We start from the raw sequence: 12,414 nt of genomic DNA, 5'->3' as shown, positions 1-12,414 counted from the left end.
ATTGGAATCTTCGGATTAATTATTTGCAGTAAAACATTGTCGAACGCTAACTTGTGGTCTCCCGATAATTGGCTAGGCATACTGTTAAGGTTGTGCCTAGCCATGTTTGTTGGCGGAATTATTGGATGGGAGCGCCAACTCAGAAACAAACCAGCGGGCTTGAGAACTCATATGCTAGTTAGTATGGGTTGTGCACTGTTTGTTTTAATGCCGCTGGCAATGGGTAAAAATGAAAACGGAGGAGATGCTGTAGCGCGCGTAATTCAAGGCATTGCTGCCGGGATTGGGTTTTTGGGAGGTGGAGAAATTCTGCGGCAAAATCAACAGGAAATAGGCAAAGTTGAAGTTCACGGGCTCACCTCTGCCGCCGCTATTTGGGTGTCAGCAGCTTTAGGAACTGCGGCAGGATGCGGGTTGTGGCAACTCGCATTAATTGGCGCTTTAATGTCGCTGTTTGTTCTGAGGGTAATTAAAGAGTTAGAGCGTCGGAGTCGTAGGAAATAGTCTCAGTGATTATATAAAAGTGGGTATAATAACCGTTATAACGTTTGTATTGACGACGGAAGTACGAGCGAGTTTTATGAGGGTTAAAGTCCTCACTACCAACTAATTTTATTGCGGTCGATGGAGGGTAAATAATATTAGTTGCTTCATACCCAGTCCAGTTAATCACTGATCATAAATTGTTTGCCCTCATCCCAGCCATACCTGTCAAGAAGGTGAAAAAGGGGCGTTACACAATTTGAGGATGATTATTTGGGGGTGTTCCCTGCTGTGAAAATACCCGCCTTCGGGCTACGAGAGCCTATCCCACAAAAAAACAATCAAAATTATCCCGCAATTATGCAACGCCTACAAAGTGGCTAAAACGCTTGAAATCTCTGCTTGGGGCGATCGATAAATCTTCTCCATTTGATAGAGTATTAACAATACATAATATTTTAAGAATAATGCTCAACTGTTACCAAGCAAACACTTTGACTACACCTTGACAGGTCTGGTCATGCAAGCCTGACCTTTGACGAGTGAAGTCCTCACTATCCACTTAAATATTCATTTAAATATCTATTTCAATTTTAGTAAATTTCCTCAACCCGAATTGAACCAAAATACCAATATTTTTTAAATTAATTATTATATAAATTAGCAAAAAAAATATACCTTACCAGCCTTTATTGAGTATAAAAATTAATAGTCATCTTGCCCTATAAGTGAATAAAAAATTAATTCCTATCAGGTAAAATTGGCATTTTTATCAATTCCAAAGACTCTTGCCTCACCCGACCCGCCATCGCAGCTAACTGCAAGCTCATAAAAGCATTCAAATCTTCCAAATCACACTTTGCTGAGGAAAAAACCTTCTGCATTTCATTTTCTGCTTCCAAACTCAGATATCCAGCGGCAATAGCTTGTTTTACAACTTCACGAATCTGCACGGTAGGAATGTCCCTTACTAAATTTGAACTAATCAAAAGCCAACTAATTACTAACAGGAAGTTTCGGAAGCCGTCTCGCCAAAGATTTCAAATTTTTTCAGCTCGCGAGACTCTTGTTTCACTCCTCCGGACATAGCTGCTAGTTGCAAAGCCATAAAAGCATTTAAGTCTTCCAAGTCATACTTGGTGGTAGTTAACATCCGCCGCAGTTGATTTTCGGCTTCAATGGTTAGATAGCCTAGAGCCACAGCTTGCTGGGCGAGATCGCGAATTAGTACCATAACACTTGGGAATTTTATTGGTTCAAGCCTCAGTATCAACTGTTTTCACAGAATCAGCAGTGACGGCTATTGCTCGATAGGTGTGACATTGTTACGGGCCACTCGTGACAGCCGGAGTCGGAGAGTGTGACTAAGTATTTGCACGGTTGTGACGGCGATCACGCGGGGGATGCCAGAGGAGGAGTCGGAGAGTGGGGAGTCGGAGAGTGTCCGGGTGTCTGGGTGAGCGAGTCGGAGAGTGTCCGAGTGGGGGAGTCGGAGAGTGGGAGCATTTTTCTTCTTCCATCGGACTAATGACTAATGACTACTGCCTTCTACCTTCGGAAGACGCTCAACGTCTATAATCAGCAAGTTAAATATTTACGGCAAGACATATGGAACTAGCTCATAAAGATTTGCTACAACAAATAGCCCGACTATCGGAAACTTATGCTAATTTGGCCGATCGCCTGTCAATGGCAGCAAAACAACTGCAAGACTCCGGCCTTCCTCCCTCTGACAGCTTGCTGCAAGAAGTAGCAGCCTACAGCCGCAACTTTGCCGCAGTCCAAAAACAAGCTCTCGAACTCAACAAATCCGCGATCGCGCCGGGGGAAATTGCTTCCCTCAAAGACATTCAAAACTTAGTCGAGACTGCCGCAGCTTCTGAAGGTAAAGCAGAAATTCGCGACGCAGCATTGAAAGTTATCGATCGAGTATTGGCGATCGCCCACCGCGAACAAAGCGACTTCGCACCCTTACAATCAGTTCATGCCAAAGCGCGCGAACTGCAACGCGCGATTTCCGAATCAACCCCAACCCAACTGCATTCTGACGCAGAATCCTTAGTCAGCGGCAAACACCCAGTTTCAGCAGTGCTCGCCCTGGTGGAACAGCAAGACAAATTAGATGACGAACAGTGGGTCATTCTCGAAGAAACAGTCAGCGCCGCTTTTGGCAAACAAATAGCCGTAGCCATTTCCAGAGGCAAATTAACCATTGCTGAGATGGTAAAAGCCGCACCTGCAAAAGTCGAACCCGCATTTAAAGCAGCGCCAGAACAAAAAATCAGCGCCGAACCTTTGCCAGAAGTGATTGTCATCCCGTCAGGAAATGTGGCACCCAAACAAGTTACAGTTGCGCCACAGATCCAGATTTTGGAATCCCCCGCACCTTCTGTCCCCATGCACGAGGTAATTATTGTTCCCAGCGTGGAAGTACCTAAGTCTCTTCAGACAACCGGTTCCGGGAACATTATCTTTGGGGCACCCCAGAAAATTCAACCAGCGGTGGCCGTAGAGGGCGGTTTGGGAATCAAAGTTTTGGTGCACATTCAGGGAATTGGCGATCGAACTTTCGGTGCTCAAGAATACGCGGGTACTAAAGCTCAAGGGCGCCGTGTCGAAGGATTTGCGATTAATATCGACCCCCCAATTCCCGGCTTAAATGTCGAGTACATGGCTCACGTCGAAGGTGTTGGCGATACTCCTTGGATCAGCCAAGGAGAATTGGCAGGTTTTCGGGGTCAAGCGAAACGAATTGAAGGATTTGCGGTGCGGTTGAGCGGGCCGCAAGCTGATAAGTACGACGTATTTTATAGCGCTCACATTCAGAATATCGGCGACACCGACGTGTCCTCCAACGGCGAATATTGCGGCACTCGCGGCAAAGCTTTGAGAATCGAGGGCATCAAAGTTTGGATCGCGCAGTCTGCGAGTTCCCAAACAGTGGCGCCTGTGGGTTTAAAAGTGTTGGCGCACATTCAAGGAATTGGCGATCGAACTTTTAGCGATCGAGAATACGCGGGCACTAAAGCTCAAGGCCGCCGCGTGGAAGGATTTCAAATTAAAATAGAGCCTCCCGTTGCCGGTTTAAATTTGCAGTATATGGCTCACGTTGAAGGAGTTGGCGATACTGCTTGGATCTCGGAAGGGGAGTTAGCTGGATTCCGGGGCAAAGCCAAGCGCATTGAGGGATTTGCCGCCCGCCTGACCGGGCCGCAAGCTGATAAGTATGACGTATTTTATACGGCTCACATTCAGAATGTGGGCGATACTCCTGTTACTGCTAACGGTCAATATTGCGGCACTCGCGGCAAAGGTTTGAGAGTTGAAGGGATCAGCGTTTGGGTTGAGCCGAAAGCCTAAAAAGTGAGAATGAATGGAAAAATTGCAGTGACATTTTCCATTCATTTTGTGTTGTTATATCATGTCAGGTTGGTTGGTTTTTGTATAATGTGCGCTCTCTTAGGGGCGGGTTTTATCAACCATCTACGTCAAAAACTAATAATCCCATAAACCCGCCCCCTCTCAAGGGTAAACCTCAATGTACATTTTTTCCATTTGATAAAAGTCAAGGTTGATATAGGTTATTAGTTGTGTGGGGGCGGGTTTATGAGATTGTTTGTGTGCGTCAAAAATTATTCGTAAAACCAGCCCCTACAGCATCAAAAACACTTGCACAACTTACGCTAGCAGACACGATATTAATGGTGTAGCACGTGCAACAAGCCTTCTACCACATGACCGATCGCACTTGGAGCAGATTCGGCGGCGCAGTGGCCGGCGTGGAGTGCGTTTCCGACAGCCTGACTCCCTCCCTCCAGCGCATCGGCACCAAATTGACCGCGATATGTTTCTTTGACCATTTCAGCTTGAATTTTGCTGGTAGTTTCTTCGGGATTCGTTTCCCAATTGCGGATTGTTTGGAAAATCTCGAACCCAGCCCAAATTAACATTCCGAGGACGATCGCACCAATAAAGTATCCCATAGCTTTCTTTATAGTTTGAGGTTTGCTGTATCTAATCTAGGGTGGCATTTCAAGGCAGACAGGATGAAAACCATTGCCCGATGAGTGCGGATTTCCACCTGCTAGAACCGTCGTTATTTGCTAAATTGAGGACTAAAGTCTTCACTCAAACAATGGCAACATGGCATAACTTACCCTTCCAAAGCCGCCAAAAGACACAGCAATAAAGCCTCCGTCCACTCGACTACGGCACCGTAAGTATCGCCCGTGTGGCCGCCCAAACGGTGGTTAAACCAGGCTCCGGCAAAAATTCCGATCGCACTTCCCCCCAAAGCCATCCCCACCGCCAACAGCCACCGATCGCCCTCCAAGACAACTTGCACCACGCTCAAACTCAGCAGCAACAGCACTCCTGGGATAAAATCAAAAGGAGAATAAATTGATTCTTTGTGAAATGCTCCCTTGCCCTCGGCCCGCAGATAGGGATAGCGGGCGATCGCCACCAGTTGGGCCCACCTCCCCCAACCCGCCACACCCATCAAAGCCAGCCACCTATAGTTATTCAAGTCGGAGAGAGCGGCAGTTTTCAGCAGCACGATCGCGATCGCAGCCATCGCCCCAAAGGCCCCTGTAACGCTGTCCCGCATGACTTCCAGCCTGCGTACCGGGTCGGGTACAGCCAGCCCGTCCGCCGCGTCCATTGCCCCGTCTAGGTGCAGCCCGCCAGTCACGGCAATGCCCAAGACTACCACCAAGGCCGATCGAGTCAGAGCAGGCATTCCCAACAACTGCAGCCCAACATCCCCCAGTCCCAGCATCCCTCCAATCAAAAGCCCGATCGCCGGTGCCAAGCGGGCAATGCCCCGAAACTCCAAAGTCCAAGACACCGGTACCGGCAAACAAGTATAAAAAGCGACTGCGGCTGCGATGGCAGCGCCTTGATTCCGGAAAAAGTCGATCGTAGAGCGAACCCATTTATCATGCACCATAAGATAGAAAATTTTTCATCTGGTATGCAGTTGTCAATCGATTAGTGTGTGCCAGAATTGGACTGTAACACCCTAGTTTTTTGGATCGAGCATTCCTCCTGTCGCCCGCTCTTTTCCCCGGAAAACCTCTGTCGGCAGCGATCCCAAAGCTCCCTATCTAAAATGACTAAACTCAAGATCCGCGTTTCCCTTCCCAAGAATTCTAGCTAACTCCCTGATGTTCAAGACGGGAAAATACTACAACAGAGGCTTTTACTACATGAGTCACGATCAATTGAATAACAGGGTAGTTGCTCCTTGCATCATCGATACAGGGATTGTCGTCAACAAACGCGATATCAAAAGATTGCTGTTTGATTTAGGACGTGTCCGCTACCTTCACATACAAGATGGCCAGATTTATAGCGAAGGGGAAGGTTATGTGCTCGAAGTCTTCGCCAACCCCCACCGTTCTACCCTGATTGCCAATCATGCCCTTTATTTGAACGTGTATAGTTTTGATTACCTGGAACTGAAACAGTCGCCTGAAGATGGTGCTTATTTTGACCTGATTCAAGATGGACGGCAGTTGCGGTTAATTCCCCTCTCCAATCCTTTGCAAGAGCAATTCGCCCGGAATTTAAATGCTGCGGCTTTGGATGCGGTTGTCGATCAGGTACTCTCAGGCAACTGGGATCTGCAATTGGACGAAGATGATTCCCCCTTTTAATCGTCAGTCATTAGCCATCGGTGGTGAGTTTTTTGTCGCGATGTCATCAACAATAGATTAAATAACACGGACGGCCGAGTAGCGGTTAACGAGCATCGGGGACTAATGACTGAGGACAAGGCGAAATTTTCTTTTAAATGTCAGGCTAATTGCAGCCATACCCAAGCGCGTGCAGGGGTTTTTGCCACTCCCCACGGTGTTGTGGAAACGCCTAAATTTATGCCAGTGGGGACGCTAGCTAATGTCAAAACTTTGACACCCGCACATCTTGAGGCGGCGGGTTCTCAAATGGTTTTGGCAAATACTTATCACTTGCACCTGCAGCCGGGGGAAGCAATTGTCGCAGGCGCCGGCGGATTGCATAAATTTATGGCTTGGCCAGGCCCGATGCTGACGGATTCGGGTGGCTTTCAGGTGTTTAGCTTGAGCCAAATGCGGACTATTTCTGAGAATGGGGTGACTTTTCGCTCTCCCCGCGATGGCCGCATGATTAATTTGACACCGGAACGATCGATCGAAATTCAGAATGAGTTGGGCGCCGATGTGATTATGGCGTTTGACGAGTGTCCCCCTTACCCCGCTACGCGGGAGGAGGTGGAGGCTGCTACAAATCGCACTTACCGCTGGCTGCAACGCTGCATTCAAGCTCACTCGCGCCCGGATCAAGCTTTGTTCGGAATCGTCCAGGGGGGCGTTTTCCCCGATTTGCGATCGCGCGCGGCGAACCAGTTGGTAGATTTGGATTTACCAGGCTACGCCATCGGCGGCGTTAGTGTGGGGGAATCGGGGGATTTGATCGCAGAGATTGTGAAGGTGACTGCGCCTCTGTTGCCGGCCAATAAACCGCGTTATTTGATGGGGATTGGGACTTATCGGGAAATGGCGTTGGCGGTGGCGAGTGGAGTAGATATGTTTGACTGCGTGATTCCGACTCGGCTGGCCCGCCACGGGACGGCTTTTGTGGGTGGGGAACGCTGGAATTTGAAAAATGCTCGGTTCCGGGAGGATTTTGCTCCGCTGGATGAGTCTTGCCCTTGTTATACCTGCCAAAAATTCAGTCGGGCTTATTTGGCCCATTTGGCGCGGGCTAACGAAGTGCTGGGGTATACTTTGCTGGCGCTTCACAATGTGACAGAGTTGATTCGCTTTACGGGGAGGATGCGGGAGGCGATTTTGGCGGATCGATTTACTGAAGAGTTTGCCTACTGGCTTGCACCGAGAGTCGATCAATCATGATTGCCTTGGGTGAAGATATGCGACAATTATGAAAATTCTGTTGGATAGGTAGGTTGATTCATGGAAGCTGCATTACTCTTAGCAAAACTGCCCGAAGCTTATTCGATTTTTGAGCCTTTGGTTAATGTTTTGCCGGTCATTCCCGTATTTTTCTTGCTGCTGGCTTTTGTTTGGCAGGCGGCTGTCGGATTTAGATAAGTTTGATTTCATCAAAAGCAGGGGCAATTCACAAATTGCCCCTGCTTTTAGCTATTAAGTTTTGTTTCGTTCTTCTTTCTGACTTCAGCTACCGCCGATCGCACTTTTGAATGCCGGTCTTTCTGAGATCCGCTTGATGTAATCTACAACAGCCGGATAAGCACTAAGGTCTAGTTTTAGCATCATCGGAATGTAGGCCAACATTGACCCGACTGCTGCGTCGGCTACGCCAAATTCATCGCCCATTAAAAACGGCTGTTTCTCGAAGATTTCATTTAACGGTTTTAACAAGCGGGGAGTTTCGCGATCGCGAGTTGCTTCTGTAAATATTCCCGGCCCCAGGGTAGCGTTAGCAAACGTGACCCACTGCACGATTTGAGCTTGCTGCTCCAAAGTGTCTGGCATTTTACCATATTTTTGAGCTAAATACAGCAGAATTGCGCCGGATTCCCAAAGTTTAAAATCTCCGTCAACAATTGCCGGTACTTTGCCGATCGGGTTAATTTCGAGATACTCGGGCTGCAAGTGTGCCCCTGCTTGCATATCCAGCATCACGAATTCATAGGGAACCGCTATTTCTTCTAGATACCACTTGACAATTGAGGCCCTGCTGCGGGCTCCGCCGTAAAGTTTCAGCACGAAATTTTTATCCTTTAACGCAATATTGCTGTTATAGCATTTTTTGGGGATTGGCAATTGGAGTCACCAGAGACTCTGATGTCAATGTTCCACTAATGACTACTGACTAATGACTAATTGCCGATAACTAATGGCACTTCTGTCAAGTGCAGAAACAAGATTCTGCTGCCAATGAAAATCAAAATTGCTCCTCCCAATATCTCAATTTTATTAGCAAACAAGTTGCCGCACTTGTGCCCGATAAACACCCCTGCAAAGGCTAAAAAGAAAGTAATAAATCCGATTGCCGTCACCGCAGGAGCAATAGAATCTTTCAGGACAGCAAATCCGAGGCCAACTGCGAGGGCATCGATACTCGTCGCCACCGACAGCGTTATCAAAGTTCCCGTATCTAAGGGATTAAACTTTTTCTCGCATTCTTCGCTTTGCAGCGATTCATATATCATTCTCCCGCCAATGAAACTCAAAAGCCCAAAAGCTATCCAATGGTCGATCGGTGTTATCAAAAAACTAAAACTAAGACCTATTAACCATCCTATTACGGGCATTAAAGCTTGAAAACCTCCGAAAAATAAGGCAATTTTTAAAGCTTTATTGACCTTCATGTGTTTGATTGCTAAACCGCTCGAAACAGCGACAGCAAAAGCATCTGCTGCTAGTCCCAAGGAAAGTAATATGGTAGTGGCTGCATCCATTTTTGTAAAGTGTTAGGTGTTATAAATAAAGTGTTACTCTTGACTGTTTTAGTTTACACTAAATTTTGATATAATTTCGTTTTTATCATAATCTATTCATTTTTGAGTCACATTTATTTCACAATTGGCGAGGGTTGAAAAAATCAGCGCTTAGCTGTATTGTGTAAAAGATTATTTATCAAGTAGCAGAATTGACTATGCCGCCATCTAGACCCTACCAGCCATTGCTGCTGAGATTACTGCATGGGGTTAACGCTGCGATCGCTCTTTTAGCAATTTTGAGCGCATTTCTGGTTTACAACACCTACGATGGGCGGTTTGGCAAAGTCCCCGTGCCTCAGATTGCAGATATTATCGGGATTCACGGCACTTTTGGCAAGATGTTGCTGTTAGGAATAATGCCGGCTTTTGCATTGTACAGTTTCCACCCAGGTCAAAAACGCTTGGTGCAGCCGGATTCTTTTGGGAAACTAACGCAGTTGGGAAAACCGATTTGGTGGTACAGTTTGCACCGGATTGTGAATACGTTGATGTTGCTGGCACTGACTTGGGCGATCGTTTCTGGCAGTATGGTTAAGGAAGAATGGCTGCCGGCTGGGGAATTGACGCAGGTTTGGTATTATTTACACGCTTCGGGTTGGGTGGTATTGGTATTTTGTCTGGCAATGCACTTGTTGATGAGTGCGAAGGTGGGGGGTTTGCCGCTAATTTTGTCGATGTTTGATGCCGCCTATCGCCCGGAAGATTCGCCGACGGCTTGGTGCAAGAAAATTCGCTCTTTGGTGGATCGCTCTTAATGTGAAAATGCTTAATTTGAAAATGAACAGAAATATTTTATTAATTGTTGCGGAAGTCTTGGTAATGGCAGGTTGGTTGTTTGCTGTGGTTGCACCTTTATTATTTCCCTAATCCTATCATAGCAATTTAGGTTAACAAATGATCGTTAGGTTTGTAGTGAGGACTTCAGCCCTCCGTTTGATGAGGACTAAAGTCTTGACTGTGAAGCCACATTCAGCTTTTCGCGCCGCTTGCTGGCAAGATTTGCGACGGGTTTCCCTGGTGGCAAAATGCGATATCAAAAGATCGGCAATTTTACCTTAAACTCAGCGCCGCCCCCAGTTTGAGATTTAATTTGAGATTGAACCGGAGATTCAACTGTCAGCCTGCCGCTGTGCAATTCTACAATAATTTTATAGCACACCGACAGATCCAACCCTGTAAAATTTTTAAAGGATTTAGTAGGGGAAAACTGGTCAAACATTCTGGGTTGAATTTCCGGCGGAATTATAGAGCCATTGTGGGCGAGCGATACAACAATAAATCTGCCTGTATATTCCTCGACAATATCGGTTGTTATTGTAATAATTTGAGCAGAGTTGTCAATACTTTTAACTGCATCTATAGCATTGAGCATGAGAGTCGCGAATACCAGGCTCAGTTGACCGGAATAACACAAAATTGGCGGCAGATTGTGGTACTCCTTGACTACTAATATTTTTTGCTCTAGTCTGTGAGCCAGCAACAGCAAAATATTGTCGATGCTCTCATTAACGTTGGCGTGTTCTTTGTTGGCTTCGTCAGGAAGTGAAATTTTTCGCAAAGCCAGGACTATCTGGCGAATGCCATCGGCTCCTATTTTCAAAAAATTGAGGATTTGCGGCAACTCTTGGCTGATAAAATCTAGGTCGCAAGTCTCTATTTTTTTTGCAATTCGTGGCACAGGTTCGGGATATTGTTCTCGATAGAGGCGAATTATATGGAGCAAATCTTTGATATAATCGTTGAGGTGAATCAGGCGGCCGTAAATAAAGTTAATCGGGTTGTTAATTTCTTGGGCAACTTCGGCGGCTAGTTGACCCACCATTGTAATTTTTTCGCTTTGTACTAAATGCTCTTCGGTGATTCTGAGTTTGGCTAATACTTCTTCCAAAAGTTTGAGTTCTTCTTGAATTTGCCCGTGGAGTTGGGATTGGGAAATTGCGATCGCCAGCGAGTCTGCAATTGCTTCCAAAACTTCCACCTCGTCGGGAGTTGCAAACTGCCGGTTTGCACAGGCGAACAGATATCCCAGCCGATGATTCTGAGTTAGTACGGGTACTGCTGCGTAGTGACTATTTGTGAGTTCGATATGGGCGTCTTCCTCAGACGCTGTGGCATCAGGGGCGGTCGTTTTATGTAGCAGTATCGTTTCGCAGCGGTGAAGCCGTGCAGCTAAATCTCCAGAGGGCCCTCCTGGAACACCAAAGATTCCCAAGCGCGCCGGCAAACCTTCCCGGCAATATTCCCAGCCAAATTCTAAAGTATCTTGCCGGGGATCGTACCATGCGAAAATTGCTCGATCAAGCTTCAGTAAAGTACCGAGTTCGTCTACTGTAGTTTGGAGGATGCGATCGAGGTGCAACCAAGCGCGAATGCGGCCAGTCAAGCGGCGGAGAAGGGCTTCTGTGCGAGTGCGAATGCAATTTAGGGCAAACAGCTTGAGCGCCACAATTGCTGCGAAAATAGCTGCGGCGGCAAGTACGCCGGCAGCTACTGCTAATATCTTGAAAGGAAGGAGTTCTTTTTCGAGATTGTCGCGGGGAATTACGAGGGCGATCGACCATTCAGCTTGTTCTAAAGGAAGATAGGCAACATAAACTCTGGCGTCGTTGATTTGAGTCAGCATAATGCCCGTTTTTTGATAAACCATCTCCCGGGCTACATTTGCCAAATTAGCATCTGCGGACTCTAAAAGACTCGGAGCCGGCTTGTCGATATTTCCCATTAACCGAGCGTCGGGATGCACAATCGGCACTCCTTGAGAATTAAGAACAAAAGCGTAAGTTCCTGCCCCATATTCCAGCTTTCCTACTACTTCGGCAATTCGGTCGATGCTAATGACGCCGTTCATTACTCCGATCGGCTTTTGTGCTTTTTTATCAAGAGAATTTGCGGAACTTGACCACACCGGAGCCGAAATGGGAACAATACTTTGTCCTTTGAGCGTGCGAGAAATGGTAGGATCGGAAACATAAACTTCTCCAGCCATTGCCTTTTTAAAGTGTTGGCGATCGCTCACATTAATCAACGCTCTGCCCACTTTTGTGGTGAAATAAGAACCGTCGCGAGCAATTAATGCGAAGTGCTGGAATTCTTGCAGTCGATTTACTTCGGATTTTAAATAAGGCCCTGCAACTGACCAATTCATCGAACGAACGGGAGGAGTGTGGGCGAGGATTTCGATCTCAGCCTTTCTAGTGCCGAGCCAGCGATCGATCTTGTTGGCGCGCTCCCTAACTTCTAACAAAGCATTTCGCTCGCTTTTGGTGATAATCAAGTGGCGAACGCTTTGATAGCTGATACAACCAGTGATGCTAGCTGCCAGAATTGTTCCCCCCAAAATTAAGAGCGCAGTTTGGTACCCAAGATGGTATTCGCCCTTTAATCCCGCTGGCAATAGTCGAGTTAATTTCCACCACTTTACTCTCGCAAAGCTTCGCATGGTTTGACCAATTTGTGAGATT

Annotated in this window: 14 protein-coding genes; 7 read left to right on the top strand and 7 right to left on the bottom strand. The window is 46.9% G+C overall.

All coding sequences use genetic code 11. The annotated features are described in order from the left end of the window. The first annotated feature begins 36 nt into the window (after positions 1 to 36). The gene (locus tag QUA42_RS02330) at positions 37 to 504 is read left to right on the top strand and encodes an MgtC/SapB family protein (RefSeq protein ID WP_333134741.1); all 468 of its coding nucleotides are present in this window, start codon (positions 37 to 39) and stop codon (positions 502 to 504) included. Positions 505 to 1,223: 719 nt separating this feature from the next. Here the strand turns inward: QUA42_RS02330 and QUA42_RS02325 are convergent. Further along, positions 1,224 to 1,436, bottom strand: a complete 213-nt coding sequence (locus QUA42_RS02325) for a hypothetical protein (protein WP_333134739.1) — start codon at positions 1,434 to 1,436, stop codon at positions 1,224 to 1,226. 50 nt (positions 1,437 to 1,486) lie between these two features. Beyond that, positions 1,487 to 1,717 (bottom strand): hypothetical protein, encoded by a 231-nt coding sequence (locus tag QUA42_RS02320; RefSeq protein ID WP_333134737.1) that lies wholly within the window; start codon positions 1,715 to 1,717, stop codon positions 1,487 to 1,489. 126 nt (positions 1,718 to 1,843) lie between these two features. Between QUA42_RS02320 and QUA42_RS02315 the strand changes: the two genes are divergently transcribed. After that, positions 1,844 to 2,011, top strand: a complete 168-nt coding sequence (locus QUA42_RS02315) for a hypothetical protein (protein WP_333134735.1) — start codon at positions 1,844 to 1,846, stop codon at positions 2,009 to 2,011. A gap of 80 nt (positions 2,012 to 2,091) precedes the next feature. Next, on the top strand, positions 2,092 to 3,843 hold the full coding sequence (locus QUA42_RS02310; protein WP_333134733.1) for a hypothetical protein: 1,752 nt from the start codon (positions 2,092 to 2,094) through the stop codon (positions 3,841 to 3,843). Between the two features lie 338 nt (positions 3,844 to 4,181). Here QUA42_RS02310 and QUA42_RS02305 read toward each other — a convergent pair whose 3' ends face one another. Continuing rightward, the gene (locus tag QUA42_RS02305; RefSeq protein WP_333134731.1) at positions 4,182 to 4,466 is read right to left on the bottom strand and encodes a hypothetical protein; all 285 of its coding nucleotides are present in this window, start codon (positions 4,464 to 4,466) and stop codon (positions 4,182 to 4,184) included. A gap of 170 nt (positions 4,467 to 4,636) precedes the next feature. Then, entirely contained in the window at positions 4,637 to 5,434 is a 798-nt protein-coding gene (gene cobS, locus QUA42_RS02300; RefSeq protein ID WP_190732248.1) for an adenosylcobinamide-GDP ribazoletransferase, read from the bottom strand. Positions 5,435 to 5,693: 259 nt separating this feature from the next. Here cobS and QUA42_RS02295 point away from each other — a divergent pair, with 259 nt between their 5' ends. The 3 genes from QUA42_RS02295 to QUA42_RS02285 all read left to right on the top strand — a co-directional run bounded on the left by QUA42_RS02295 (position 5,694) and on the right by QUA42_RS02285 (position 7,577). Further along, on the top strand, positions 5,694 to 6,143 hold the full coding sequence (locus QUA42_RS02295) for a hypothetical protein (protein WP_333036232.1): 450 nt from the start codon (positions 5,694 to 5,696) through the stop codon (positions 6,141 to 6,143). Between the two features lie 105 nt (positions 6,144 to 6,248). Continuing rightward, positions 6,249 to 7,379 (top strand): tRNA guanosine(34) transglycosylase Tgt, encoded by a 1,131-nt coding sequence (tgt, locus tag QUA42_RS02290; RefSeq protein WP_333134729.1) that lies wholly within the window; start codon positions 6,249 to 6,251, stop codon positions 7,377 to 7,379. Positions 7,380 to 7,439: 60 nt separating this feature from the next. Next, the gene (locus QUA42_RS02285; RefSeq protein ID WP_006634808.1) at positions 7,440 to 7,577 is read left to right on the top strand and encodes a photosystem II reaction center protein K; all 138 of its coding nucleotides are present in this window, start codon (positions 7,440 to 7,442) and stop codon (positions 7,575 to 7,577) included. A gap of 84 nt (positions 7,578 to 7,661) precedes the next feature. Here the strand turns inward: QUA42_RS02285 and QUA42_RS02280 are convergent, their stop codons facing one another. Then, a complete protein-coding gene (locus QUA42_RS02280) occupies positions 7,662 to 8,216 on the bottom strand; it encodes a glutathione S-transferase family protein (protein ID WP_333134727.1) in 555 nt (184 codons plus the stop codon). A 113-nt stretch (positions 8,217 to 8,329) separates the two neighbouring features. Next, positions 8,330 to 8,911 (bottom strand): manganese efflux pump MntP family protein, encoded by a 582-nt coding sequence (locus QUA42_RS02275; protein WP_333134725.1) that lies wholly within the window; start codon positions 8,909 to 8,911, stop codon positions 8,330 to 8,332. A 197-nt stretch (positions 8,912 to 9,108) separates the two neighbouring features. Here QUA42_RS02275 and QUA42_RS02270 point away from each other — a divergent pair, with 197 nt between their 5' ends. Beyond that, on the top strand, positions 9,109 to 9,708 hold the full coding sequence (locus tag QUA42_RS02270) for a cytochrome b/b6 domain-containing protein (protein WP_333134723.1): 600 nt from the start codon (positions 9,109 to 9,111) through the stop codon (positions 9,706 to 9,708). Positions 9,709 to 9,986: 278 nt separating this feature from the next. On the opposite strand, the gene QUA42_RS02265 is transcribed toward QUA42_RS02270, so the two are convergent. Next, positions 9,987 to 12,392 (bottom strand): cache domain-containing protein, encoded by a 2,406-nt coding sequence (locus QUA42_RS02265; RefSeq protein ID WP_333134721.1) that lies wholly within the window; start codon positions 12,390 to 12,392, stop codon positions 9,987 to 9,989. Positions 12,393 to 12,414: the final 22 nt, after the last annotated feature.

This window comes from Microcoleus sp. Pol11C2, assembly GCF_036701505.1.
In the GTDB taxonomy this organism is placed as follows: Bacteria; Cyanobacteriota; Cyanobacteriia; order Cyanobacteriales; family Microcoleaceae; genus Microcoleus.
The sequence above is the reverse complement of the archived record's forward strand: the minus strand, read 5'-3'. Positions and strand labels throughout refer to the sequence as shown.